This window comes from Blastococcus sp. SYSU DS0619, from assembly GCF_054051035.1.
In genome coordinates this window covers 141,813-166,931 of the sequence record NZ_JBJHAM010000006.1, presented here as the reverse complement: position 1 = coordinate 166,931, position 25,119 = coordinate 141,813, and the positions used below count along the sequence as shown (strand labels likewise).

Annotated in this window: 20 protein-coding genes and 2 tRNA genes; 9 read left to right on the top strand and 13 right to left on the bottom strand. The window is 73.2% G+C overall.

Features of this window, described 5'->3' with window-relative positions:
- Positions 1-32: 32 nt before the first annotated feature.
- The 6 genes from ACI79T_RS10610 to pknB all read left to right on the top strand — a co-directional run bounded on the left by ACI79T_RS10610 (position 33) and on the right by pknB (position 8,423).
- Entirely contained in the window at positions 33-491 is a 459-nt protein-coding gene (locus tag ACI79T_RS10610; RefSeq protein ID WP_456610025.1) for an FHA domain-containing protein FhaB/FipA, read from the top strand.
- On the top strand, positions 488-1,897 hold the full coding sequence (locus ACI79T_RS10605) for a PP2C family protein-serine/threonine phosphatase (protein WP_456610024.1): 1,410 nt from the start codon (positions 488-490) through the stop codon (positions 1,895-1,897). Before ACI79T_RS10610 ends, ACI79T_RS10605 begins: the two co-directional genes overlap by 4 nt.
- On the top strand, positions 1,897-3,300 hold the full coding sequence (locus ACI79T_RS10600) for an FtsW/RodA/SpoVE family cell cycle protein (protein WP_456610023.1): 1,404 nt from the start codon (positions 1,897-1,899) through the stop codon (positions 3,298-3,300). The genes ACI79T_RS10605 and ACI79T_RS10600 overlap by 1 nt, the downstream gene beginning before the upstream one ends.
- Positions 3,297-4,739: a peptidoglycan D,D-transpeptidase FtsI family protein gene (locus ACI79T_RS10595; protein ID WP_456610022.1), complete on the top strand. Its 1,443-nt coding sequence runs from the start codon at positions 3,297-3,299 to the stop codon at positions 4,737-4,739. The genes ACI79T_RS10600 and ACI79T_RS10595 overlap by 4 nt, the downstream gene beginning before the upstream one ends.
- Entirely contained in the window at positions 4,739-6,490 is a 1,752-nt protein-coding gene (locus ACI79T_RS10590; RefSeq protein ID WP_456610021.1) for a serine/threonine-protein kinase, read from the top strand. Before ACI79T_RS10595 ends, ACI79T_RS10590 begins: the two co-directional genes overlap by 1 nt.
- Before the next feature lie 142 nt (positions 6,491-6,632).
- Positions 6,633-8,423: a Stk1 family PASTA domain-containing Ser/Thr kinase gene (pknB, locus tag ACI79T_RS10585; protein WP_456610020.1), complete on the top strand. Its 1,791-nt coding sequence runs from the start codon at positions 6,633-6,635 to the stop codon at positions 8,421-8,423.
- Between the two features lie 85 nt (positions 8,424-8,508).
- On the opposite strand, the gene ACI79T_RS10580 is transcribed toward pknB, so the two are convergent.
- Entirely contained in the window at positions 8,509-9,168 is a 660-nt protein-coding gene (locus ACI79T_RS10580) for an aminodeoxychorismate/anthranilate synthase component II (RefSeq protein WP_456610019.1), read from the bottom strand.
- Between the two features lie 65 nt (positions 9,169-9,233).
- Entirely contained in the window at positions 9,234-9,983 is a 750-nt protein-coding gene (locus ACI79T_RS10575; protein WP_456610018.1) for a DUF881 domain-containing protein, read from the bottom strand.
- A gap of 134 nt (positions 9,984-10,117) precedes the next feature.
- Here ACI79T_RS10575 and crgA point away from each other — a divergent pair, with 134 nt between their 5' ends.
- Positions 10,118-10,390 (top strand): cell division protein CrgA, encoded by a 273-nt coding sequence (crgA, locus tag ACI79T_RS10570; protein WP_456610017.1) that lies wholly within the window; start codon positions 10,118-10,120, stop codon positions 10,388-10,390.
- Between the two features lie 596 nt (positions 10,391-10,986).
- On the opposite strand, the gene ACI79T_RS10565 is transcribed toward crgA, so the two are convergent.
- Positions 10,987-12,147, bottom strand: coding sequence for a thiolase family protein (locus ACI79T_RS10565; RefSeq protein ID WP_456610016.1), 1,161 nt, complete (start codon positions 12,145-12,147; stop codon positions 10,987-10,989).
- Positions 12,148-12,241: 94 nt separating this feature from the next.
- Between ACI79T_RS10565 and ACI79T_RS10560 the strand changes: the two genes are divergently transcribed.
- Positions 12,242-12,646 (top strand): PH domain-containing protein, encoded by a 405-nt coding sequence (locus tag ACI79T_RS10560; protein WP_456610015.1) that lies wholly within the window; start codon positions 12,242-12,244, stop codon positions 12,644-12,646.
- 13 nt (positions 12,647-12,659) lie between these two features.
- Here ACI79T_RS10560 and ACI79T_RS10555 read toward each other — a convergent pair whose 3' ends face one another.
- The 8 genes from ACI79T_RS10555 to gyrB all read right to left on the bottom strand — a co-directional run bounded on the left by ACI79T_RS10555 (position 12,660) and on the right by gyrB (position 20,464).
- Positions 12,660-13,415 carry a rhomboid family intramembrane serine protease gene (locus ACI79T_RS10555; protein ID WP_456610014.1) on the bottom strand — a complete coding sequence of 252 codons (756 nt, stop codon included), beginning with the start codon at positions 13,413-13,415 and terminating at the stop codon, positions 12,660-12,662.
- A gap of 128 nt (positions 13,416-13,543) precedes the next feature.
- Positions 13,544-14,077, bottom strand: a complete 534-nt coding sequence (locus ACI79T_RS10550) for a peptidylprolyl isomerase (protein ID WP_456610013.1) — start codon at positions 14,075-14,077, stop codon at positions 13,544-13,546.
- Positions 14,078-14,160: 83 nt separating this feature from the next.
- Positions 14,161-14,233 (bottom strand) — tRNA-Ala (locus tag ACI79T_RS10545).
- Between the two features lie 25 nt (positions 14,234-14,258).
- Complete coding sequence (locus ACI79T_RS10540) at positions 14,259-14,474, bottom strand: DLW-39 family protein (RefSeq protein WP_456610012.1); 216 nt, start codon at positions 14,472-14,474, stop codon at positions 14,259-14,261.
- Between the two features lie 5 nt (positions 14,475-14,479).
- Positions 14,480-14,553 (bottom strand) — tRNA-Ile (locus ACI79T_RS10535).
- A gap of 455 nt (positions 14,554-15,008) precedes the next feature.
- The gene (locus ACI79T_RS10530) at positions 15,009-15,746 is read right to left on the bottom strand and encodes a DUF3566 domain-containing protein (RefSeq protein ID WP_456610011.1); all 738 of its coding nucleotides are present in this window, start codon (positions 15,744-15,746) and stop codon (positions 15,009-15,011) included.
- A gap of 109 nt (positions 15,747-15,855) precedes the next feature.
- Positions 15,856-18,324, bottom strand: a complete 2,469-nt coding sequence (gene gyrA / locus ACI79T_RS10525) for a DNA gyrase subunit A (RefSeq protein WP_456610010.1) — start codon at positions 18,322-18,324, stop codon at positions 15,856-15,858.
- 109 nt (positions 18,325-18,433) lie between these two features.
- Positions 18,434-20,464, bottom strand: coding sequence for a DNA topoisomerase (ATP-hydrolyzing) subunit B (gene gyrB / locus ACI79T_RS10520; RefSeq protein WP_456610009.1), 2,031 nt, complete (start codon positions 20,462-20,464; stop codon positions 18,434-18,436).
- A 286-nt stretch (positions 20,465-20,750) separates the two neighbouring features.
- Between gyrB and ACI79T_RS10515 the strand changes: the two genes are divergently transcribed.
- Entirely contained in the window at positions 20,751-22,247 is a 1,497-nt protein-coding gene (locus ACI79T_RS10515; RefSeq protein WP_456610008.1) for an SDR family oxidoreductase, read from the top strand.
- Between the two features lie 96 nt (positions 22,248-22,343).
- Here ACI79T_RS10515 and ACI79T_RS10510 read toward each other — a convergent pair whose 3' ends face one another.
- Together ACI79T_RS10510 and ACI79T_RS10505 are read right to left on the bottom strand one after the other, a co-directional pair.
- A complete protein-coding gene (locus ACI79T_RS10510; protein WP_456610007.1) occupies positions 22,344-24,110 on the bottom strand; it encodes an ABC transporter ATP-binding protein in 1,767 nt (588 codons plus the stop codon).
- A 14-nt stretch (positions 24,111-24,124) separates the two neighbouring features.
- On the bottom strand, positions 24,125-25,114 hold the full coding sequence (locus ACI79T_RS10505; RefSeq protein ID WP_456610006.1) for a hypothetical protein: 990 nt from the start codon (positions 25,112-25,114) through the stop codon (positions 24,125-24,127).
- Positions 25,115-25,119 lie beyond the last annotated feature (5 nt).

Genomic DNA, 25,119 nt, shown 5'->3' with positions numbered 1-25,119 from the left:
CACGCCGGGCCGGCCCCTGCGGTGGTGACACCGTGACCGAGCTCGTCGTCCAGATCTTCCGCTTCGGCTTCCTCCTCCTGCTGTGGCTGTTCATCTTCGCCGCGTTCCGCGTGGTGCGTGCCGACCTGTTCGGCGGGCGCCCGGGCCGGGTCGCTGCCGTGCCGCCGCGCGCGTCGACGCCGAAGAAGCGGGCCGGCCGCGGCCCCAAGTCGCTGGTGGTCACCGCAGGCCCGCTGAGCGGCACCAAGATCACCCTCGGTGACCAGCCGATCCTCATCGGCCGGGCCGACGACTCGACCCTGGTCCTCACCGACGACTTCGCCAGTTCCCGGCACGCCCGCCTGACCAACCGGGGCGGCCAGTGGTACGTCGAGGACCTCGGTTCCACCAACGGGACCTACCTGGACCAACAGCGCGTGCAGGGCCCGCTGCTGGTGGCCCCCGGCCAGCCGATCCGCATCGGCCAGACCGCACTGGAGCTGCGTTCGTGACCCTGGTTCTCCGCTACGCCGCGCGTTCCGACCGCGGCCTCATCCGCGGCAACAACCAGGACTCGGTGTACGCCGGGCCCCGGTTGCTGGCCGTGGCCGACGGCATGGGCGGCCACGCCGCCGGTGACGTCGCGAGCAAGGTGGTCATCGCCGCCCTCGAGCACCTGGACGACGACACGCCGTCGGGCGACATGCTGCAGGCGCTGCGGTCGGCGGTCTACGACGGCAGCGAGCACCTCCGCGAGGTGATCCGCGAGTCGCCGCAGCTGGAGGGCATGGGCACCACGCTCACCGCGATCCTCTTCGCCGGGGGCCGGCTGGCGCTGTGCCACGTGGGCGACTCGCGCGCCTACCTGATGCGCGACGGCGAGTTCGCGCAGATCACCCACGACGACACGTTCGTGCAGACGCTGATCGACGACGGCCGGATCACGCCGGAGGAGGCCAACACCCACCCGCAGCGCTCGCTGCTGCTGCGCGCGCTCAACGGGCAGGAGGTCGAGCCCGACCTCTCCATGCGCGAGGCCCGCCCGGGCGACCGCTACCTGCTGTGCTCCGACGGCCTCTCCGGCGTCGTCAGCGAGGAGACCCTGGCCGAGGCGCTCAAGGACCCGGACCCCGAGGCCACCGCCGACCGGCTGATCGAGCTGGCGCTGCGCAGCGGCGGGCCGGACAACATCACCGTGATCGTCGCCGACGTCCTCGAGGACACCGGCAGCAACGGGCGCTTCGACCCCGTCGTCGACGGGGCGGCCGGTGACAACATCGGCCAGCGCCAGGTCGACGCCCGCTCGGCCGCCGGCCGGGCCGCACTCGCCGACCCCGGTCCGCCACCCCCGCCGCCACCCACGCTGCCGACGGGCGGCGGCCCCTCCGCCCGCCGCCGCCCGCTACGCATCCTCCTCGTGGCGGGGGCCCTCCTCACCGTGCTGGTGGCGGGGGCGATCGGCATGTACGTGTGGGCGCTCAACCACTGGTTCGTGGGGGTGAGCGGCTCGGGCGACGACGAGCAGGTCGCCGTCTACCGGGGCCTGGACGTCTCCGTCCTGGGCCTGGACTTCTACCGCCTCGACCGCGGCACCGACCTCGCGGTCACCGACCTGGTCCCGGCGGCCCGCAGCCGGGTCCGCGACAGCATCACCGCGGACGACTCCGGCGACGCCGACCGGATCCTCACGGCGCTGGCGGACCAGCGGCTGCCTCTGTGCCGCCCGGACGACGACGACACGACGGCGCCCGTCACGCCCGAGCCGCCGGCCGTGGCCGCGCCCACCACCGCTCAGGAGCCCGCCCTCGGCGAGCCGGCCCTCCCCGAGGTGCCGGTGGCCGAGGAGACGACGACCCCGTCGTCGGCCCGGACGACCTCGTCGTCCGAGCCGGGGGTGGACTGCCGGGAGGCGAGTTGATGCCCGGTCCCGTCACCGACCCCCGCGGCGCCGCAGCCACCACGCCCACCCGGCGGGGCACCGAGGCGGCGCTGCTGGCGTTCGCCGTGGTCATCACGGTCGTCGCCCAGGCGATCGTCGACCTGACCGTCACCGGTTCGCTGCGCCCGGAGATGGCCGCGTTCAGCGCGTGGATCACCGCCCTGTGGATCGTCGCCCACTTCGTCGTGCGCAAGTGGGCCTCCTACGCCGACCCGCTGCTGCTGCCGGCCGTCGCGCTCCTGGTGGGTCTCGGCCTGACCGTCATCCACCGGCTCGACCTCGCGTCCGAGCAGTCGGGGGAGGTCACCCGCGAGGACGCGCCCGTCCAGCTGATCTGGGCCACCCTGGGCGTCACGCTGTTCGTCGCCGTCCTCGTGATCGTGCGCGACCACCGGACGCTGTCGCGGTTCGCCTACACGCTGGCGTTGCTGGGGATCGCCCTGCTGGCCCTGCCGGCCGTGCTGCCCGCCTCCATCTCGGAGGTCAACGGCGCCAAGATCTGGATCCGGGTCGCCGGCTTCTCCATCCAGCCGGGAGAGTTCGCGAAGATCTGCCTGGTCATCTTCTTCGCCGCCTACCTGGTCGACAAGCGCGACGTGCTGGCGCTGGCCAGCAAGAAGGTCGCGGGCCTGGAGCTGCCGCGCGGCCGCGACCTCGGCCCGGTCCTCCTCGCCTGGATCCTGTCGATCCTGGTCCTCGTCTTCGAGCGCGACCTCGGCAGCTCCCTGCTGCTGTTCGGCATCTTCGTGGTGATGCTCTACGTGGCGACCGAGCGGGCCAGCTGGCTGTTCATCGGCCTGGGCCTGTTCGCCGGTGGCGCGCTGATCGCCTACCAGGCGTTCGCGCACGTGCAGGCCCGCGTGGACACCTGGCTTGCTCCGTCCGACCACTACGACGGGGCCGGGTACCAGGTCATGCAGTCGTTGTTCGGCCTGGGCACGGGCGGGCTGTTCGGCGCCGGCCTCGGCGGCGGCCGCCCCGACCAGGTGCCGGTCGCCAAGAGCGACTTCATCGCCGCCGCGGTGGGCGAGGAGCTCGGCCTGTTCGGGCTCGTGGCCGTGATCGTGGTCTACCTGATCCTGGTGGAGCGCGGGCTGCGCACCTCGCTGGTCGTCCGCGACGCCTTCGGCAAGCTCCTGGCCGCGGGCCTGGCGTTCGCCATCGCCTGGCAGGTGTTCGTCGTCCTCGGCGGGGTCACCGGACTGCTGCCGCTCACCGGCCTCACCACGCCGTTCCTCGCCTACGGCGGGTCCTCGCTGGTGGCGAACTTCGTGCTCGTCGCCCTGCTGGTCCGGATCAGCGACGCCGCCCGGCGCCCGGCCACCCCGCACGCACCGGCGCTGCGGCTCGGGGACGCCCCCACGGAGGTGGTCACCCCGTGAACGCCCCGCTGAGGCGGGTGGCGATCAGCGTGCTGGTGCTGTTCACCCTGCTGATCGTCAACGTCAACATCATCCAGGTCGTCCGGTCGGACTCGCTGCGCGGCGACAACCGCAACACCCGGGTGCTGGCCGAGACCTACGACCGGGAACGCGGCTCGATCATCGTCGACGGCACCGAGGTCGCGATGTCCGTGCCCACCGACGGGCGCCTGACCTACCTGCGCACCTACCCGCAGGGTCCGCTGTACGCGCCGGTGACCGGGTACCACTCGCTGGTGTACGGCAACACCTACCTGGAGGACGTCATGGACGACGTGCTCTCCGGGGAGGACGACCGGCTCTTCGTCCGCCGCATCGCCGACCTCTTCACCGGGCGCGATCCCGCCGGCGGGGACGTCGTGCTCACCCTCGACCCTGCCGTCCAGGCCGCCGCGATGGCCGGCCTCGAGGGCGTCACCGGCGCCGTCGTGGCGATCGACCCGCGGACCGGGGCGATCCTGGGCATGGCCAGCACCCCGAGCTACGACCCGGGCCTGGTCTCCAGCCACGACCCGGCGGCCATCCGGGAGAACATGGAGGCGCTGGTCGCCACCGAGCCCGATCCGCGGATGAACCGGGCGATCTCGGACAACTACCAGGTCGGGTCGCTGTTCAAGGTGATCGTCGCCGCCGCGGCGCTGGAGGAGGGCTACACGCCCGAGACCGTCATCCCCGCCGTCGACCTCCTCCAGCTGCCGCAGTCGTCGAACACGCTGGCCAACTTCAACGGCTCCAGCTGCAGCCCGAGCCAGGAGCAGTCGCTCATCGACGCGCTCACCATCTCCTGCAACACCGCCTTCGCCCAGCTCGGCATGGACCTGGGCGAGGAGAAGGTCCGCGCGATGGCCGAGGAGTTCGGTCTCGACGACGAGGGCCTGGAGATCCCGCTCGACGTGGTGCGCAGCACGGTGGGTGACATCGAGAGCGCGGCTGCCCTGGCGCAGACCTCCATCGGTCAGCGCGACGTCCGGATGACCGTGCTGCAGGCCGCGCTGGTCGCCGCCACGGTCGCCAACGACGGCGAGCAGATGCGGCCCTACCTGGTCGACGAGCTGCGCGCCCCCGACCTGTCGGTCCTCGAGTCGACCGACCCCGAGGTGCTGCGGGAGCCGATCTCCGCCGAGATCGCCGACCAGCTCACCGAGATGATGGTCAGCGTCGTCGATCGGGGCTCCGGCCGGGCCGCACGACTGCCCGGCATGGACGTCGCCGGCAAGACCGGCACCGCACAGGTCCGCGAGGGCGTGCCCGACCACAACTGGTTCATGGGCTTCGCGCCGGCCGACGACCCGGAGATCGCCGTCGCCGTGTTCGTGGCCAACGGCGGGGGCACGGGCGGCGACATCTCCGCACCGATCGCGCGCGACGTGATGGCGGCCTACTTCGAGGGGCAGGGCTGATGGCGCTGGGCATCGGGAGCTTGCTGGCCGGGCGCTACGAGATCACCGCCCCCATCGCCACCGGCGGGATGGGGGAGGTGTGGAAGGCCCGCGACCAGGTGCTGGACCGGATCGTCGCGGCCAAGGTGCTCAAGACGGAGTACACCAACGACCCCAGCTTCCTGGCGCGGTTCCGCAACGAGGCGCGGCACACCGCCGCCCTCTCGCACCCCAACATCGCGTCGGTCTACGACTACGGCGAGACGACCGACGACAGCGGCGTCCAGACCCTGGCGTTCCTGGTCATGGAGTTCGTCGAGGGTCAGCCGCTGGTGACGATCCTCCACGAGGAGGGCCGGCTGCCGGTCGACTGGACGCTGCACGTGCTCGCGCAGTCCGCCGACGGGCTGTCCGCCGCCCACCGGGCCGGGGTGGTCCACCGCGACATCAAGCCGGGCAACCTGATCGTCCGCCCCGACGGCGTGGTCAAGCTGACCGACTTCGGCATCGCGCAGGCACGCGACGCCGCCCCGCTCACCCGCACCGGCATGGTGGTCGGCACCGCCCAGTACCTCTCGCCCGAGCAGGCCCAGGGCATGGAGGTCAACGCAGCCTCCGACGTCTACTCCCTCGGCGTCGTCGGTTTCGAGTGCCTGGCCGGGGTGCGGCCCTTCGACGGCGCCTCGCAGGTCGCGATCGCGCTGGCGCACATCAACCGCCCGCCACCGCCGCTGCCCGCCGACATCCCGCCGGCGGTCCGGCTGCTCGTCGAGCGCGCCCTGGCCAAGGACCCCGCCGACCGGTTCGCCGACGGCGGCGCGTTCGCCGACGCGGTGCGGCGGATCGCCGACGGCGGCGGCCTCTCCGCAGCCGCGGTCCCGGCCGTCGGACCGGCCACGGCTCCCACCCAGGTCGTGAGCGTGGCGCCCGGCGCCGACGGGCACACGCAGGTCTTCGCCACCCCGGCCGCCGGCATCCCGGCGGTCTCCCCCGCCACCGGCGGGCGGCCCATGCCCCCGCTGTCCGGTCCGTCGGGCGACGACGACTGGTCGGCCGGCGGGGAGCCGCCGGCCCGCGGCGCCGGCCGGCGCTGGGCGTGGCTGGCCGCGGCCCTCGTGCTGCTGGTCGCGCTCGTCGGCACCACGGTCCTGCTGTTCACCGGCGACGACGAGAACACCGCGCAGCCGGAGGCCGATCCGACCGCCAGCAGCGCATCCACCACGGCCGAGACCGCCGGCGTCCTCCTGGACCCGGCCCGGTTCGTCGGACGGGACGCCGACGACGTGGAGGAGGACCTCCGCGCGGCCGGTCTGACGCTCATCTCGCAGCGCGAGGCCTCCGAGGGCCTGCTGGCCGAGCTCGGGCAGCAGCTGGACGAGGGCGACGTCGCCGGCCTGGACCCTTCCGGCGTCCAGGCCGGGCCGGAGACCGAGGTGACGCTGTACGTCGCCTTCGCGGGCTGGACGCCCGGCGCCGAGGAGGACGAGGAGGAGGAGACGGAGGAGGAGACGGAGCCGGTGCCGTCCACCGAGCCCAGCCCCTCGACGACCAGCCCGTCGGCCACCACCACGGCTCCCACGACGACCGCCACCACGACGACGGCCACCACCACGGCGACGACGTCGGCCCCGGGCACGCCGGCCCCCCCGCCGCCGGTCACCTCGCCGACGGTCACCGAGCCGACGGACGACGACGACAACGACAACGAGGCGGGCGGAACCCCCGGCCTGGACAGCCCCGGTGCAGCGGGTGTGACGGGTGGCGGCCGGTGAGCCCCCTGGTCCTCGCATCCCCGGTTCCGCCCGGTCCGGCGGTTAGGCTCGCCGCCGGCTCCCCGTCCGCGGTGACCGCCGCCGGAGCGCCCCGCACCGCCGGGCCGCGGAGGCCGCACCGAACCGCCCGAGAGGACCTCCGATGACCACGCCGAACGTGCTCGGCGAGCGCTACGAGATCGGTGGCGTCCTGGGCCGCGGCGGCATGGCCGAGGTGCACCACGGACGCGACCTGCGCCTGGGGCGCGAGGTGGCCGTCAAGGTGCTGCGCCACGACCTGGCCCGCGACCCCTCGTTCCAGGTCCGCTTCCGCCGGGAGGCGCAGGCGTCGGCCTCGCTGAACCACCCGGCGATCGTGGCCGTGTACGACACCGGCGAGGACCGTACGCCCGCCGGCGCCACCCCGTACATCGTCATGGAGTACGTGGAGGGCGAGACGCTGCGCGACGTGCTGCGCCGCGAGGGCCGGTTGCCCATCGAGCGGGCCATGAGCCTGGCCGCCGACATCTGCGGCGCCCTGGACTTCAGCCACCGCAACGGCATCGTGCACCGGGACGTGAAGCCCGGGAACGTCATGATCACGCCGCAGGGCACCGTCAAGGTCATGGACTTCGGGATCGCCCGTGCGGTCTCCGACTCCGCGGCCACGATGACCTCCACCGCTGCGGTGATAGGGACCGCCCAGTACCTCTCCCCCGAGCAGGCCCGCGGCGAGGGCGTCGACGCCCGGTCCGACGTCTACTCGCTCGGCTGCCTGCTCTACGAGCTGGTCACCGGCGCACCGCCGTTCACCGGTGACTCGCCGGTGTCGGTGGCCTACCAGCACGTGCGCGAGGACCCGCGGCTGCCGTCGTCGATCAACCCCGACGTGCCGCCGGAGCTCGACGCGATCCTGCTCAAGGCGATGAGCAAGAACCCGGCCAACCGGTACCAGTCGGCCGCGGACATGCGCAACGACCTGCTCCGCGCGCTGGCCGGGCAGCGGGTCGAGGCGACGCCGGTCATGGGCGACGCCGAGAAGACCGCGATCATCGGCGCTCCGGTGGGCGGCTACGCCAGCGGCTACGGCGACGAGGACTGGGACGACGACGCCGACCGGCGCCGCAAGCGCCGGATCATCGCGATCGTCTCGGTGCTCGCCGTGCTGCTGCTCGGCGGGGCGGTCGCCGCGGCCGTCGCGCTCAGCGGGAACGAGGACACGCCGGCCGTCACCCAGGTGGCGGTACCGCCGTTCTCCGGTCTGGACCAGGCTGCCGCCGAGCGAGCCATCGCCGACGCCGGCCTCGTCCTGGGCGACGTCGAGACCGAGGCGAGCCCCACCGTCCCCGAGGGACAGGTCATCGAGAGCGACCCGCGCAGCGGCGTGCAGGTGGACGAGGGGTCGGAGGTGTCGCTGGTCGTCAGCGGCGGCCCGGACACCCTGCAGGTGCCCAACGTCGTCGGGCTGACCGAGGACCAGGCCCGGGCGAACCTCCAGCAGCAGGGCTTCACGAACATCTCCAGCCGCCCGGTCGAGTCCATCGAGTACGACGAAGGCCGGGTTGCGGCGGTCAGCCCGACCGAGGCCAGCCAGGCCGGCGCGGAGGACGTCATCACGCTGAGCATCTCCACCGGCACCATCGAGATGATCAACGTGGTCAACCGCACCGAGACCGCCGCCCGGGCGGCCCTGCAGGAGGCCGGCTTCGGCGCCGGTCAGATCGTGACGCAGAGCGTCGAGCGCGACGACGTCGCCGCGGGCACGGTCGTGGAGACCGACCCGTCGGCCGGCCAGGACGTGGGTTCCGGGGACACCATCACGCTGGTGGTCGCCGTCCCGACGCCCGCGGAGGAGCCCACCACGCCTCCGACGCCGACGACGCCCACCACGACCCCCACCACGACGCCGCCCGGGAACCCGGTCACCCCGACCGAGCCCGAGACCGGCGACTGATCGACAGCAGCAACGCAGCAGGGCCCCCTCCCGGCGGGAGGGGGCCCTGCTGCGTTCCGGGGCCGTGACGCGGCCCCAGCGCCTTTCAGGCCGTGGCGGAGGACAGCCGCGGGACGGTCGCCGCGGCGGCGGCCACCACGTCCTCGTCAGGCGTCAGGCCGCAGGCCGCCAGCCAGGTGGCCAGCATCCGGTGGCCGCCCTCGGTGAGCACCGACTCGGGGTGGAACTGGACGCCCTCGATGGGCAGCTCGCGGTGCCGCAGGGCCATCACCAGCCCGGAGGGCGTGTGCCCGGTGACCTCGAGCTCGGTGGGCACCGTGCCGGGGTCGACGGCGAGCGAGTGGTAGCGCGTCGCCGTGAAGGGCGAGGGCAGGCCGGCCAGGACCCCGTGCCCGTCGTGGACCACCTGGCTGGTCTTGCCGTGCAGCAGCTCCGGTGCCCGGACCACCTCGGCGCCGAAGGCCTCGGCGATCGCCTGGTGGCCCAGGCAGACGCCCAGGACCGGGGTGCCCTGCTCGGCGGCGGCCCGGACCATGGGCACGGTCACGCCCGCGTCCGCCGGTGTTCCGGGGCCGGGGGAGAGGAGCACGCCGGCGACGTCCAGGTCGGCCAGCTCGTCCACGGTGACCGCGTCGTTGCGGCGCACCACGCAGCGGACGCCCAGCTGGCCCAGGTACTGGACCAGGTTGTAGACGAAGCTGTCGAAGTTGTCGACGACGAGGACCGGACGGTCGGCGGCGGTCATCGCGGTCGGGGCTCCTCGGGAGGCGGGCGGGCAGCGCGGGCACCTGCGGGTGCGCGACCGCCCGCCTAGCCGGCGTCCGCGTACTGCAGCGTGAGGCCGCCATCGTAGGCGGGCACGGTGACCTGGGGCCGTGCCCGTACCTCGAACTCCAGGCCGAACGCGTCGACGGCCTGCTGGAGGACGGCGATCTGCGGCGAGGCCTCCAGGGCTGCCTCGACCGCGGAGGCGTCGGCGACGGCGGTGATGACGAACGGCGGCGAGTAGGTACGCCCCTGCAGCAGCAGCGTGTTGCCCACGCACCGCACCGCGCTGGTGGAGACCAGCCGCTGGTCCATGACGGCGACGCCATCGGCCCCTGCGGCCCAGACGGCGTTCACGACCGCCTGGACGTCGCTCTGGTGGATGACGAGGTCGTCGGGTCGGGCCCCCCCGGGGAGGCTGCCGTCGGAGCGCTGCGGGGCGTCGTCGAGGGTGATGACCACTCCGGCACCGGCCACCGGCGTCAGGCCGGCGGAGGGGGCGCCCGCCTCGCCGACGGCCTGGGCCTCGGCGACGGCGCCGTCGCGGGTCGCCGCCTCCTGGGTGAGCAGCTGCACGCTCTGCTCCAACTCGCTCAGCTGGCGACCCAGCCGGGCGACCGCGGCGTCGCGCTGCTCCATCAACTCGGAGAGCTGGGTGACCTCACCGGCGCGCAGATCGCTGCCCTGCGCGGTCCGCCCGGACGTGGCGAAGAGCAGCCCGGCCGCCAGGGCGACCACGGGCACCAGCACGCTCCAGCCGGACGGGCGCCGGCCGCGCAGCGGGGAGCGGATCACGAGCACCTCCTCGGACGGGGACGGACGGCGGCGCGCACGGGTGACGTACCACCGTCGTCGTCCCGGCGAAGTTTAGTCTGGGTGACAGATCCGGCCGGGGATGACTGAGCCCGGCCCCGGGAGGGAGTACGCACGTGCCCAAGTCGAAGGTGCGCAAGAAGTCGGTGTACACGCCGCCGGAGGACGCGCTCCGCTCGCGCGGCGCACAGGCCAAGGCCCTGCAGCCGAGCCCGCGCTGGTACGCGCCGGTGATGGTGGCGCTGATGCTGTTCGGCCTGCTCTGGATCGTCGTCTACTACGTCGCCGGCGACCAGATCCCGTTCATGGTGTCGCTGAACGCCTGGAACTTCGCCATCGGCTTCGGCGCCATGGTGGCCGGCCTGATCATGTCGATGCGCTGGCGCTGACGCCGTCCACCGCGGTCCTTCCGAGGCCCTCGTCCCCGACCGGGACGGGGGCCTCGTCGCTTCTCCGGGCGGGGTCGGGGACCCCTAGGGACACTGTGCACAGCGACCGGCTCCGTCCACAGGTCGACATGACGCCCCACCCCCAGGGTTGTCCACCGAGTGTGGAGGGACGGAGTCGGCCTGCACGCGGCTGACCTGCGGTTTCTCCGCCCGTGGGGCTCGTGTGACATGGGCGCCACGGCCGTAACTACAGCTGTGTGAGTCTGTCCCCAGCTGTGTACCCAGCTGTGGACGAGTCGACTTGTCCGTCCGCCGGGGTGGTGACCGTGGCGCACCCTTACCCGCCCTGACCTGCGGTTACACCCCTCAGCCCGGAGACGCAGGGACGGACCCGTCCGGTCACACCCCGCTGCTGGGTGCACACGGACCGGCACGGATCTCCACAGCCGACGACCGGGCTCCGTCGGGCTACCGCCGACGCCCCGGGCCTAGGACGAGCTGGGCCCACGACGAGCTGGGCCCACGACGACGCCAGCCCCCGGCCGGACGGCCGGGGGCTGGCGGGTCGGCACCGGGACGCCGGTGCGCAGCAGGGGTCAGGCGTCGATCAGCTCGAGGATCGTCGCGTTGGCCGTCCCGCCGCCCTCGCACATCGTCTGCAGCCCGTAGCGGGTGCCGGTGGCCTGCATGTGGTGGACCAGCGTCGTCATGATGCGGGCGCCCGAGCCGCCGAGCGGGTGGCCGAGGGCGATCGCGCCGCCGAGCGGGTTCAGCCGGGCCGGGTCGGCGCCGATGTCGGCCGCCCAGGCCAGCGGGACGGGGGCGAACGCCTCGTTGACCTCGAACACGCCGATGTCGTCGACCGACAGGCCGGAGCGGGCCAGCACCTTCTGGGTCGCCGGGATGGGGGCGGTGAGCATGATGACCGGGTCGTCGCCGGCCATGACCGTGGTGTGGATCCGCACCAGCGGGCGCAGGCCGAGCTCCCGGGCCTTCTCGCTGGTGGTGACCAGGAGCGCGGCCGAGCCGTCGGAGATCTGGCTGGCGTTGCCGGCGCTGATCACGCCGCCCTCCTTGAACGGCGTCTTCAGCGACGCCAGCTTCTCCAGGGTCCCGCCCGGCCGGATGCCCTCGTCGGCGCTCACCACGGTGCCGTCGCCGAGGGTCACCGGCGCGATCTCCTCGTCGAAGGCGCCGTCGGCCTGCGCCTTGGCCGCCTTCTCGTGGGAGGAGAGCGCGAACTCGTCGAGCTGGGTGCGGGAGAAGCCCCAGCGCTCGGCGATCATCTCGGCGCCGATGCCCTGGTTGGGCCAGACGCCGTCGTAGCGCTCGAGGAACCGTGGGCCCAGCGGCTTGCCGGCCACGCCGTCGGCCCGCGCGGACCCCATCGGCACCCGGCTCATCGACTCGACACCACCGGCGACGACGACGTCGGCCTGGCCGCTGATGACGGTGGCGGCGGCGAAGGCGACGGCCTGCTGGGAGGACCCGCACTGCCGGTCGATCGTGGTGCCCGGCACCGACTCGGGCCAGCCGGCGGCCAGCGGCGCGTTCCGGCCGATGTTGAAGGTCTGCTCCCCGACCTGGCTCACGCAACCCCAGAAGACGTCCTCCACCACGGCCGGGTCGATGCCCGACCGCTGCGCGAGCGCCTCGAGCACGTGCGCGGAGAGGTCGACGGCGTGCACGCCGGACAGCCCTCCCCCGCGCTTGCCCACCGGTGTACGGACGGCGGCACAGATGACGGCATCACGCATGGACCCACTCCTCGTCGACGACGGTCCGGCGCGGCCGGGACCGGCCACCCCGCAGCGATCGTATGTTCCACGTCACCCCTGGCAGGCTGTCGGCGTGCACTGGTCCCCTCCGGCCTACGTCCCCGTCGTCCTCGCGGCCGGCGCGGTGCTGCTCGGTGCGGCCGGTCTGCTGCTGGACACGCCGGGCCGGGTGCTGGTGGGCGGCGCGGCCCTGCTGCTGGTCGCGCTCGCCGCCCGGGAAGCGGTGCTGCGCCCGCGGCTGCGCACCGGACCGGACGGCGTCGAGGTGCGCACGCTGACCGGTGTTCGTGTGCTGCCCTGGGCGCTGCTCCGGGTGCGGGTCCGCAGCGCCCGGCGGTGGGGGACGACGGTGCGCACGCTCGAGCTCGAGCTGGACGGCGACGACGGCGTCCTCGTCGTCCTCGGCCGCTGGGACCTCGGCGCCGACCCCGAGACCGTGGCTCGGGACCTGGAGCGGGCCGCCCCCGGCCGGGCGTAGCGCGGCCGGGGAGCTAGGCGATCGCGCCCGGGGGTACCGCCAGGGCCAGGGCGAGGAGCGTCAGGGCGAGCACCGCCAGGCCGACGGCCTGGAGCGCCGGCCGTCGGCGGGTACCCATCAGCAGCCCGGCGACGGCCGCACCGGTGACGAGGCCGCCGAGGTGCCCGAGCAGGGAGACCCCGGGCAGGAAGCTGATGAAGATGTTGATACCCAGGAGGACGAGGATGCCGCGGACGTCCTGCTTGCGGAGCACCATGAGTACGCCCAGCGCCCCCAGGAGCCCGTAGATGGCCGTGGAGGCGCCCGCCACGGGGCGCAGGGGGTCACCGAGCAGCTGGATCGCCGTGGAGCCACCCAGGGCGGCCACCAGGTACAGCGTCAGGTAGCGCCACCGGCCCAGCTGCCGTTCCAGCTCGGAGCCGAAGACGAGCAACGCCAGCATGTTGAGCACCAGGTGCAGCAGGCCGATGTGCAGGAACGCCGCGGTGAGCAGTCGCCAGTACTCGCCGAACTCGACCGCCAGCGGGTACTGGGAGAGGTCGACGAAGACCTGGGACCGGTAGTTGTCGAGCGGTGCGTTGCCCGCCAGCCCGGCGGAGACCGCGGTCACCAGGAACATGACGACGTTGATCGAGATCAGCGTCAGCGTGACCGTGCCCCAGCGCGAGGCCGCGGCGCGCAGCCCCGAGCCGCGGCGCGGAGTGCGGATCGAGGCCGCCCCCTCCCGCACGCAGACCGGGCACTGGAACCCGACCGAGGCCGGGACCATGCACTCGGGGCAGATGGGCCGGCCGCACCGCGCGCACGAGATGCCCGTGGGCCGATCGGGGTGGCGGTAGCAGGCCGGTGACGGGGGCGCGGGCTGGTCGCCCGCGCCCCCGCCGTGCGGTTCCGTGGTCAGCTGCGCTCCACCTCGACGGACTCGATCACGACGTCCTCGGCCGGGCGGTCGTTGCGGCCGGTGGGGACGGCGGCGATCCGGTCGACGACGTCGCGGCCGGCCTGGTCGGCGACCTCACCGAAGATGGTGTGCTTGCCGGTCAGCCAGGAGGTGGGGGCGACGGTGATGAAGAACTGGGAGCCGTTGGTGCCCGGCCCGGCGTTGGCCATGGCCAGCAGGTAGGGCTTGGTGAACGCCAGGTCGGGGTGGATCTCGTCCCCGAACTGGTAGCCGGGGCCGCCGATGCCCTGACCCAGCGGGTCGCCGCCCTGGATCATGAAGCCGGAGATGATCCGGTGGAAGACCGTGCCGTCGTAGAGCTTGTCGGTCGTCTTCTCGCGGGTCGCGGGGTGCGTCCACTCGCGGGCACCCTCGGCGAGGTCGGCGAAGTTGGCGACCGTCTTGGGGGCGTGGTCGGGGAACAGGTTCACGGTGATGTCGCCGTGGTTGGTGTGCAGGACCGCGCGGCGGGCGGGAGTCGATTCAGTCACGGCTCCACTCTCCCACCGTCGTGTCGGCCGGACGTCGCGGGCCCGGTTTCACGTGGAGCAGGACGCCGTATCGGCGTCGCGGGTGGAGACGAGGGGAATCGAACCCCTAACCCCCGCCTTGCAAAGGCGGTGCTCTGCCAATTGAGCTACGTCCCCGGGCGGCCCGTGGTGGGCCGGTGGTTCAGCGGGTGGGGGTGCTGACCGCCCCCGGGCCGCTGGTGGCCTCGTGCCACAGGTCAGCCTCGTTCTTACCGGTCGAACGCTTGCGGACGGCGGCGAGAGCACCGGCCGCGGCGGCGACGAGCGCCAGCTTCTTCAGCACGCGGAGAACCTCCTCGAGCGCTTCGCTCGCCGCGGAGGCGACGTGCGCGGGGGCGCGGAGCCGGAGCTCCGGCACACGGGTGGGCCTGGGAGGACTTGAACCTCCGGCCTCATCCTTATCAGGGATGCGCTCTAACCGCCTGAGCTACAGGCCCGTGAACCTCGAAAAGCGTACCTGACCCCTGGAGCGCTCCCCGCAGGGGGCCCACTCGCACGAGGTGCTCCCCGTCCGCGCCGGCTCCCGGGCCCGACTTCGGCGAACCCGGGCGCCGCGCCGGCCCCTGGACCCCTACTTCCCCGAAGCAGGGGTGCCACCCAGCCGCGCCTGCCTGCTCTGGGGGTGGTGTCCGTGCTCCCAGGGTCCTGCAGAGCCCCCAGAGCGCGAGATCGACCCCCAGAGCGCGCCTGCCCGGTCGTCCCGAGCGGGCCCGGAGGGTCCGCGCAGGGACGACGGACGCGCTCCGCCCTGCGGGGGACGACACCTGGCCGCGGTGTCCTCCGGAGGAGGACAGAGTGCTCGGCCCGGAGGGTCCGCGCAGGGACGACGGACGCGCTCCGCCCTGCGGGGGACGGCACCTGGCCGCGGTGCGGTCCGGAGGACCGCCGCGTTCTAGTCCCGCTCGGAGAGGGTGACCTCGAGCCCACCGACCAGGTCGGAGCACAGGTTGTAGATGAACGTGCCCACCGTGCACAGCGCGGTGAGCAGGACGATGTTGATGGCGCCGATGACCGCCGCGCCGCCGAAGACCACGCCGGGGGTCAGCAGGTCACCGGTGGCCTCCGAGCCCGAGGCGCTGCCGATCTGCCCGAAGAGGTCGTTGACGGCGTCGAAGACACCGAGACCGTTGAGCACCAGGTACAGCAGGCCGACGGCGACCATCCAGATGAAGAACAGCGCGATGGAGAGCACCAGCGAAATCTTCAGGGCCGACCACGTGTCGATGTGGCGGAGCTGCAGCCGTGCCCGGCGCGGGCCGCGGCCGGACAGCTTGCCGCGGGCGGGCTTGCTGGCCGCTGCAGCACCGGTGGCCGGACCGGCAGCGCCGTCACCCAGACTCGGACGTGCGCCCGGGCCGTCCGCCGGGCCGGACGGGTCCGGGGCGGCTGCGGTCGGCGTTGCGGGCGTGGAGCCGGTCTGCGCCGCGCCGGCGCCGGTCTCCGGGCCGAGCGGCTGCGGGACCACGGGCGCCGCACCGGTGCCGGGAGCCTGGGCCCGCTGGGCACCGGTCGTCGGGATCGACTGCGTCGTGGAGGCGTTCCCCCCGGAGGGCGCACTCTCCGCCGGTGCACCGCCCCCTGCCCGGGAGTCGGAATCGGTGCGCACCGAACCCTGCGTCCGGTCGCTCATACCAGTCTCCCGTTCCCCGGCGGCGGCGCCGCTTCCTCGTCACCCGGCTCCGCAGCGGCCCGTGGGGACGCCGCGGAGCCGCGATCGCATGCCTGACTAACTACTCACCCTAGGCCGCAGGCTCGTCGTTGTCCGTCGTACGCGCGATCGCCACGATGCTGACGTCCTCCGGCAAGTTCATGAGCTTGACACCCATCGTGGCGCGGTCCTTGTTGTGCCGCACGCCGTTGACCGGCGTCCGGATGACCCCGCCACCGGAGGTGATCGCGTACAGCTCGTCGCCGAGGGTGACGACCAGGGCGCCGACGAGGGCCCCCTTGCGGGCCTTGGGGTCGGCGGTGAGCACGCCCTTGCCGCCCCGGCCCTGGTTCGGGTAGTTCTCGATGCCGGTGCGCTTGGCGAACCCGCGCTCGGTGGCCACCAGGACGTCGACCCCTTCCTGCACCACCATCAGGGAGAGGAGCCGGTCGTCGTCCGACAGCGAGATGCCGCGGACACCCTCGGTGGCCCGGCCCATCGGGCGCAGCGCGGCGTCGTCCGCCTTGAAGCGGATCGACATCGCCTTGCGGGTGACCAGGAGCAGGTCCTGCTCCGGGTCGATGAGCGCCGCACCGACCAGCTCGTCACCGTCGCGCAGGTTGATGGCGATAACGCCGCCCTGGCGCGGGGAGTCGAAGTCGGTCAGCCGGGTCTTCTTGACCTGGCCCTTCGCCGTGGCCAGTACCAGGTACGGGGCGACCCCGTAGTCCTTGATCTGCATGACCTGGGCGATCTTCTCGTCCGGCTGGAAGGCCAGGATGTTCGCCACGTGCGCACCGCGGGCGGTGCGGTTGGCCTCCGGCAGCTCGTAGGCCTTCGCCCGGTAGACCCGGCCCTTGTTGGTGAAGAACAGGATCCAGTCGTGGGTGGAGCCCACGAAGAAGTGGTCGACGATGTCGTCCTGCTTCAGCTGGGCACCCATGACGCCCTTGCCGCCACGGCGCTGCGACCGGTAGAGGTCGCTCTTCGTCCGCTTCGCGTAGCCGGTGCGGGTGATGGTGACGACGACCTCCTCCTCGGCGATGAGGTCCTCCATGGAGACGTCGCCCTCGTTGGCGACGAACTGGGTGCGCCGGTCGTCGCCGTACTTCTCCACGATCTCGGCCAGCTCGTCGCGGACGATCTGCCGCTGCCGCTCGGGCGAGGCGAGGATCGCCTCGAGGTCGGCGATCCGCGCCTCGATCTCCGACAGCTCGTCGATGATCCGCTGCCGCTCCAGGGCGGCGAGCCGGCGCAGCTGCAGGTCCAGGATGGAGACGGCCTGGATCTCGTCGACGTCGAGCAGCTCCATCAGGCCGGTGCGCGCGGCGTCGGCCGACTCGCTGCTCCGGATGAGGGCGATGACCGCGTCCAGCTGGTCCAGCGCCTTGGCGTACCCGCGCAGGATGTGCGCGCGCTCCTCGGCCTTGCGCAGGCGGTAGCGGGTGCGCCGCTGGATGACCTCGATCTGGTGCAGGACCCAGTTCCGCACCAGCTCGTCGAGGCGCAGCGTGCGCGGCACGCCGTCGACGATGGAGAGCATGTTGCAGCCGAAGGAGGTCTGCAGCTGGGTGTGCTTGTAGAGGTTGTTCAGCACGACCTTGGCGACGGCGTCGCGGCGCAGCGTGATGACCAGGCGGCGGCCGACCCGGTCGCTGGACTCGTCGGCGATCTCGCTGATGCCCTGCAGCCGACCTTCCTTGACGCCCTCGGCGATCGCCTCGGCCAGGTTGTCGGGGTTGACCTGGTAGGGCAGCTCGGTGACGACGAGCTGCACCCGGCCGCGGCTGTCCTCCTCGACCGTGACGACGGCGCGCATCCGCACCGACCCGCGACCGGTGCGGTACGCGTCCTCGATGCCCTCGCGGCCGACGATCAGCCCGTGGGTCGGGAAGTCCGGGCCCTTGATCCGCTCCATGCAGGCGGTCAGGGCCTCCTCGGCCTCCGCCTCCGGGTTGTCGAGCATCCAGAAGACGGCGGCGGCGACCTCGCGCAGGTTGTGCGGCGGCATGTTGGTGGCCATGCCGACCGCAATCCCGGCCGAGCCGTTGATCAGCAGGTTCGGGATGCGCGCGGGCAGGACGACGGGCTCCTCGGTGCGGCCGTCGTAGTTGCCCTGGAAGTCGACGGTCTCCTCGTCGATGCCGGCCAGCATCTCCATGGCCAGCGGCGTCAGCCGGCACTCGGTGTACCGCATGGCGGCCGCCGGGTCGTTGCCCGGGGAGCCGAAGTTGCCCTGCCCGTCGATCAGCGGGTAGCGCATGGACCAGGGCTGGGCCAGCCGCACGAGGGCGTCGTAGATCGCCGAGTCACCGTGCGGGTGGTAGTTACCCATGACCTCGGCGACCGGGCGGGCGCACTTCACGTACCCGCGGTCGGGACGGAAGCCCTGGTCGTACATCGCGAACAGCACGCGCCGGTGCACCGGCTTGAGGCCGTCACGCACCTCGGGCAGCGCGCGCCCGACGATCACGCTCATCGCGTAGTCGATGTAGCTGCGCTGCATCTCCTGCTGGAGGTCGACCGCTTCGACGCGGTCGCGGGGTGGGGTCTCCGTCACGGTTCAGGTCTCCACAGGTCGGTGCACAGAGGTGGACAAAGCTGCTGGTCAACCGGGGCGTCGGGCGGCGATGGGGCGGTGTTCACCCGCCCGCCGCCCGGCGCGTCGGCTAGACGTCGAGGAAGCGGACGTCCTTGGCGTTGCGGGTGATGAAGCTGCGCCGGGCCTCGACGTCCTCGCCCATGAGGATGCTGAAGATCTCGTCGGCCGCGGCGGCGTCCTCGAGCGTGACCTGCCGCAGGATCCGGGTCTCCGGGTTCATCGTGGTCTCCCACAGCTCGCTGGCGTTCATCTCGCCGAGCCCCTTGAACCGCTGGATCATCTCGTCCTTGATCTTGCGGCCGCCCTCGACGCCGGCCTTCACGACGGCGTCGCGCTCCTTGTCGCTGTAGGCGTACTCGTCACCGACCTTGCCGCCCCACTTGATCTTGTAGAGCGGGGGCTTGGCCAGGTAGACGTACTGTCCCTCGACCAGCGGCCGCATGAACCGGAACAGCAGGGTCAGCAGCAGCGTGCTGATGTGCTGGCCGTCGACGTCGGCGTCGGCCATCAGGACGATCTTGTGGTACCGGAGCTTCGAGATGTCGAACTCGTCGTGGATGCCGGTTCCGAAGGCGGTGATCATCGACTGGACCTCGGTGTTCTTGAGGACCCGGTCGATGCGCGCCTTCTCGACGTTGATGATCTTGCCGCGGATGGGCAGGATCGCCTGGTACATCGAGTCGCGGCCGGACTTGGCCGAGCCGCCGGCCGAGTCGCCCTCGACGATGTAGCACTCGGAGTTGCGCGGGTCGGTGGAGCGGCAGTCGGCCAGCTTGCCGGGCAGTCCGCTGACCGACAGCAGGCTCTTGCGGGCCAGCTTGCGGGCGTCCTGCGCCGCGCGGCGGGCGCGGGCGGCCGAGGCGGCCTTGGTGATGATGGTCTTCGCCTCGGTCGGGTTGGCCTCGAACCAGTGGCCGATCTGCTCGTTGCAGACCCGCTGCACGAAGCCCTTGACCTCGGTGTTGCCGAGCTTGGTCTTCGTCTGGCCCTCGAACTGCGGGTCGCCGAGCTTCACCGAGACGATCGCCGCCAGGCCCTCGCGGATGTCGTCGCCGGTGAGCTTGTCGTCCTTCTCCTTGAGCAGCTTCTTCTCGATCGCGTACCGGTTCACGATCGAGGTCAGCGCCGCACGGAAGCCCTCCTCGTGCGTGCCGCCCTCGTGGGTGTTGATGATGTTCGCGAAGGTGTGCACCGACTCGGAGTAGGCGTCCGACCACTGCATCGCGACCTCGAGCGACATCGCCGTGTCGTTCTTGCCGACGCCGTCGGCGGCGAAGCCGATGACCGACTTGTGGATCGCGCTCTTGCGCTTGTTCAGGTGGGCGACGTAGTCGACCAGGCCGTTCTCGTAGCGGTAGGTCACCTCGGTGGGCTCGAACGCCTCGTCCGTGGCCTCGACCGGCGCGGCCGCCTCGGCCAGCGAGTCCTCGCCGATGCCGGTCTCGGCCTTGCCCTGCCCGGGGCGCTCGTCGCGCACGACGATGGTCAGGCCCTTGTTCAGGAAGGCCATCTCCTGCAGGCGCCGGCTGATCGTGTCGAACGAGTACGTCGTCGTCTCGAAGATGCTGGGGTCGGCCCAGAAGGTGATCGAGGTGCCGCGCTTCTTCGTCGGGCCGACCTGCTCCAGCGGACCGGGCTTGGCCTCGGTGTAGGTCTGGTGCCACTCGGTTCCGTTGAGCCAGACGCTGACGTCCAGGCGCGTGGACAGGGCGTTGACGACGGTGACGCCGACGCCGTGCAGACCGCCCGACACGCCGTAGCTCTTGCCGTCGAACTTCCCGCCCGCGTGCAGGACGGTCATGATCACCTCGACGGTGGGCCGCTTCTGGACCGGGTGCATGTCGACCGGGATGCCTCGGCCGTTGTCCTCCACCCGGACCCCGCCGTCGGCCAGCAGCGTCACGCGGACGGTGTCGCAGTAGCCCGCCAGCGCCTCGTCGACCGCGTTGTCGACGACCTCCCACACCATGTGGTGCAGGCCGCGCTCACCGGTCGAGCCGATGTACATACCGGGGCGCTTCCGGACCGCCTCGAGACCCTCGAGGACGGTGATGGAGCTGCCCGAGTAGGCAGACTCGGTCTGGGGTGCTGCGACCACGTGGGGCCTTCCTCTCGAGCAACCGGCGACCGCTGTCCCCCGACTCGGGGGACGGGGGCGGAACGGCGCAGAACGGCGCTCAGCCGGTTGCTGACGGTTTCCACTCCAGACGATACCGCGAGGTCCGACAGGAACAGCGCCGTCCACGCCCTGACGTCGTGTCTGCGCCGCTCCCGGAACGTCCGCCACCATCGATCCTGCCCCCCGGGTCGACACGCCGTCGTCGACCCGATGGGCCGGCCGGAGCACCGGAGCGGCCCGGCGCAGGGGGCGCACACTCGGCCGCATGGCGTCCCCCGACCTCCCCCCGTCCCCCGGGCTCACCTGCCTCGTCACCGGGGCCACGGGGTACGTGGGCGGCCGGCTGGTGCCCGAGCTGCTCGCCGCCGGCCATCGCGTCCGGGTCATGAGCCGCTCGCCGGAGCGGCTGCGGGACCACCCGTGGGCCGGGAACGTGGAGATCGTGCGCGCCGACGCCGGGGACACGGCATCCGTCGCCGGGGCCTGCGCCGGGGTCGACGTCGTCTACTACCTGATCCACGCGCTGGGCTCGGGGCCCGACTTCGCGGCGGCCGACCGGCACACCGCGACGGTGATGGCGCTGGCCGTGCGGGAGGCCGGCGTCGGCCGGCTGGTCCACCTGGGCGGGCTCGAGCCCGACGACGAGGAGCTCTCGCCGCACCTGCGCTCGCGGGCGGAGGTCGCCCGGATCCTGCTCGGCTCCGGTGTCCCGACGGTCGTGCTGCGCGCCGCGGTGGTCCTCGGATCCGGATCGGCCTCGTTCGAGATGCTCCGCCACCTGACCGAGCGGCTGCCGGTGATGGTCACCCCCCGCTGGGTGCACAGCCGCATCCAGCCGATCGCGATCCGCGACGTGCTGCGCTACCTCGTGGCCTGCGCCCGGCTGCCCGCCCAGGTGCACCGCTGCTTCGACGTCGGCGGCCCGGACGTCATGGACTACGCGGAGATGATGCGGCGGTACGCCCGGGTGGCCGGCCTGCCGCGGCGCCGGATCCTGGCGGTGCCGATCGTCACGCCGTCCCTGTCGAGCCACTGGGTCGGCGTGATCACCCCCGTGCCCGCCGGCATCGCACGCCCGCTGGTCGAGTCGCTGCGCACCACCGTCGTCTGCGCCGAGCACGACATCGCGGAGCACGTGCCCGATCCGCCGGAGGGCCTGCTGGGGTTCGACGACGCCGTCCGGCTGGCGGTCCAGCGGGTCCGGGACTCGGCCGTCTCCACCCGCTGGGCCTCGGCGTCGGTGCCCGGTGCCCCCTCCGACCCGCTGCCCACCGACCCCGACTGGGCCGGTGGCAGCCTCTACCTGGACGAGCGGGTGCTGCCGGTGGCGGCCGCGCCCGAGGACGTCTGGGCGGTCGTCGAGGGGATCGGCGGGGAGCGCGGCTGGTACTCCTGGCCACTGGCCTGGCGAGTGCGCGGCTGGCTCGACCGGGCGGTCGGCGGGGTGGGGCTGCGGCGTGGCCGGCGCGATCCCGACCGGCTCTACGTCGGCGACGCCCTGGACTTCTGGCGGGTGGAGGAGCGGGAGGCGGGGGAGCTGCTGCGGCTGCGCGCCGAGATGCGGGTGCCCGGCCTGGCCTGGCTCGAGTTCCACGTGGAACACGATGCCGAGACCGGGGGGACCGCGCTGCGCCAGCGGGCCACCTTCGCGCCCCGGGGGCTGTTCGGGCACCTCTACTGGTGGGCGGTCGCGGCGTTCCACGGGGTCGTCTTCGGCGGCATGCTCCGCGGGATCGCCCGCGCGGCGGAACGACGCGGCTGACCGGTGAGCCTTCCTGGCTCACCGCACGGGGTCCTGGCTCAGGATCGACGGTGAGCCAGGACCCGTGATGATCAGGTCACCTGATCAACACGGGGGTCAGACGAGGAGCTGGGCTGCGGCGAGCTCGCGGTAGAGCGGGCTGCTGTCCACCAGCTCGGCGTGCGTCCCACGGGCGACGACCCGGCCCTCGTCGAGGACCACGATCTGGTCGCTGTCCAGCACCGTGGACAGCCGGTGGGCGACGACCAGGAGCGCGCGGCCGGCCGACGCCGCGGCCAGCGTCGCCCGCAGCAGGCCCTCGTTGCGCGCGTCCAGGCTGGCCGTGGGCTCGTCGAGCAGCAGCAGCTCCGGCCGCGCCAGCAGCGATCGGGCGATCGCCAGCCGCTGCCGCTCCCCACCGGAGAGCAGCACACCCTCGTCGCCGACGAGGACGTCCAGGCCGCGCGGCGACCGGCGCACGACCTCGGTGAGGCCGACGTCGGCGAGCACCGCCCACAGCTCCGGGTCGGTGGCGTCGGGGCGGGTCAGCAGCAGGTTGTCCCGCACCGTCCCGGCCAGCACCGGGGCCTCCTGCTCGACGTAGCCCAGCCGCGCGCGCAGGGACGCCCGGGGGAGGTCCCGGACGTCGGTCCCCGCCCAGCGGATCTCCCCGCCGGAGAGCGGGTAGAACCCCTCGATCAGCGCCAGGACCGTCGACTTCCCCGCACCGGACGGGCCGACCAGCGCCACCCGGCTGCCGGCCGGGACCTCCAGGGAGACCCCGCGCAGCACCGGGGTGCCGTCCGGGTAGCGGAACGAGACGTCGTCGAGCGCCAGCAGCGGCGCACCGCCGGTGCGGACGACCGCAGCTGCGCCACCGGCCCGTTCGGGGCGCTCGTCGTCCTCCGGATCCAGGCGGAGGACCTCCTGGATCCGGGAGAGAGCGCCGAGCCCGGTCTGCAGCTGGGTCCAGGCGCTGATCGCCTGCCCCAGGGGCATGACCAGCAGGAACAGGTACAGGATGAAGGCGACGAGCGCGGAGACGGTGATGGTGCCGTCGGCCACCCGGTAGCCGCCGACCCCCAGCACCGCCAGGAAGGCGCCCTGGACGGCGATGGAGCCGGCCGGGGAGACCAGCGCCTCCAGCCGGGCGACCTGCACGCCCGCCAGGTAGGCCCGCCGGGCGCTGGCGCCCACGGTCGCCACCTCACGCGCCGTCGCCCCGCTCGCCCGGATCGTGCGGACCGCCGACAGCGCCCGCTCGACGGCGGCGGTCATCGCGCCGACCTCCTCCTGGGCCCGCCGGGAGAGCCGCCGCACGCCGCGCGACGCGAGGACGGCGGTCACCGCACCGATCGTGACGGCCAGGACGGTGAGCAGCAGCAGCCAGACGTCGACCACCGCCATGGCCACCAGCGCGCCGACGCCGACCACCGCCGAGCCCGCCACCTCGACGACGCCGGAGGTCACCGTCGCCCGCAGCAGCGTGGTGTCCGAGCCGACCCGGGACATCAGGTCGCCGGTGCGCCGGCGGTCGTACTCCGCCACCGGCAGCCGCAGCAGCCGGTCGGTCAGGGTGAGCCGGGTGGTGAGCACGACGCCCTCCGCCGTCCGCTGGAGGACGAACTGCTGGAGCGCACCCAGCGCCGACGCCAGCAGGAGGACGACGACCAGCAGGCCCACCGCGGGCAGCAGCGGCTCTCCCGCACCGACGACGTCGATCACCCGGGCGACCAGCGCCGGCTGCGCCAGGGCGCCGGCCGCGCCGAGCAGCGACAGCCCGGCGGCCAGCAGGAACGAGCGGCGGTGGGGACGCAGCAGCGGCAGCAGGTCCCGCAGGCCCACGCCGGTGTCGGCGCCCTGGTCCGGGACCGCGGTGGCCACCCGCTCCGACTCCCTCAGGAGCCGGCGGCGAGGGCGCCGGCGACGGCGGTGAGCAGACGCGTGTGGTGCTCCAGCAGCTCCGGCCGGTGACCGTCGGGCCGGACCGCGGCCACGTAGCCGGCACCCGACCAGAACTCGTCGCCGTCGTCGCTGCCGAGCAGCAGGCCGTGCACGGCCGGGTCCTGGGCGAGCCGGCGCAGCCGCGGGTCGTCCTCCGCCGCCAGCAACAGCCAGCGGGCGTCGAAGGCCTCGTCACCGCTGGGCATGGGCACCATGCCGCCGGTGCGGTGCCGCCAGAACCGGGCCGGGCTGAGCCGGAAGCCGGGCACGCTGCCCAGCATCGGGAACGCGGTGACCGCGTACTCGGGGACGACGCCGCGCCGCTCCACGAAGACGATGTCGAACGCCACCAGCTCCAGCCCGCCGGCCCGGCCGCGCAGCACGTTCCCGGCCCGGTGGTCCTTGGTGGCCCGGACCGGCGAGGTGGCGATCAGGTCGGCGAGGACGGCGTCCTCGGGAGCGGAGCCGTCGGACACCGTCCAGCCGTGCTGCAGCGCCCAGCCCTGGGCGCCGACCAGGTCGCCGCCGTAGGCGAACACCCGCTCGACGGCGCCGGGCTCCCGCCGGCGGCGGCCGAACAGGCCGCCACCGCGGCCGGGCTGCCGGACCGGCGGGGGCGGGCCCGGGACCGGCGGGCCCTGCGGCGGGGCTGCGTCCTGCGGTAGCTGGCCTTGCGACCCCTGGTCCTGCGGTGGCTGGTCCTGCGGCGGCTGGTCCTGCGGCCGCTGCGCCGGGCGGGCCGGCTCCACGGCGGGCAGGTCCCAACCCGGCGGCTGCCAGGCCTGGCCGGCGGGCGGCTCGTCCCGGGGCGTCTTCCGGCGGTCGACGAAGTTGGGGCGGTCCTCGTCGTCACCGGCGCCGGAGCCGAGGTGCGGCGGCTCGCGCCAGCCGCGGCCGTCGCCGTCGTCGAAGCCGTCCCGGTCACCGTCGCGGGGGGTGCTCATCCCTG

Bases quoted from the DNA above. Each gene is read 5' to 3' on its own strand.
- ACI79T_RS10565 (WP_456610016.1), bottom strand. From the start codon at position 12,147: ATGCGTGATGCCGTCATCTGTGCCGCCGTCCGTACACCGGTGGGCAAG.
- ACI79T_RS10590 (WP_456610021.1), top strand. From the start codon at position 4,739: ATGGCGCTGGGCATCGGGAGCTTGCTGGCCGGGCGCTACGAGATCACC.
- ACI79T_RS10530 (WP_456610011.1), bottom strand. From the start codon at position 15,746: ATGAGCGACCGGACGCAGGGTTCGGTGCGCACCGATTCCGACTCCCGG.
- ACI79T_RS10600 (WP_456610023.1), top strand. From the start codon at position 1,897: ATGCCCGGTCCCGTCACCGACCCCCGCGGCGCCGCAGCCACCACGCCC.
- ACI79T_RS10580 (WP_456610019.1), bottom strand. From the start codon at position 9,168: ATGACCGCCGCCGACCGTCCGGTCCTCGTCGTCGACAACTTCGACAGC.
- ACI79T_RS10555 (WP_456610014.1), bottom strand. From the start codon at position 13,415: ATGGTCCCGGCCTCGGTCGGGTTCCAGTGCCCGGTCTGCGTGCGGGAG.
- ACI79T_RS10505 (WP_456610006.1), bottom strand. From the start codon at position 25,114: ATGAGCACCCCCCGCGACGGTGACCGGGACGGCTTCGACGACGGCGAC.
- ACI79T_RS10515 (WP_456610008.1), top strand. From the start codon at position 20,751: ATGGCGTCCCCCGACCTCCCCCCGTCCCCCGGGCTCACCTGCCTCGTC.
- pknB (WP_456610020.1), top strand. From the start codon at position 6,633: ATGACCACGCCGAACGTGCTCGGCGAGCGCTACGAGATCGGTGGCGTC.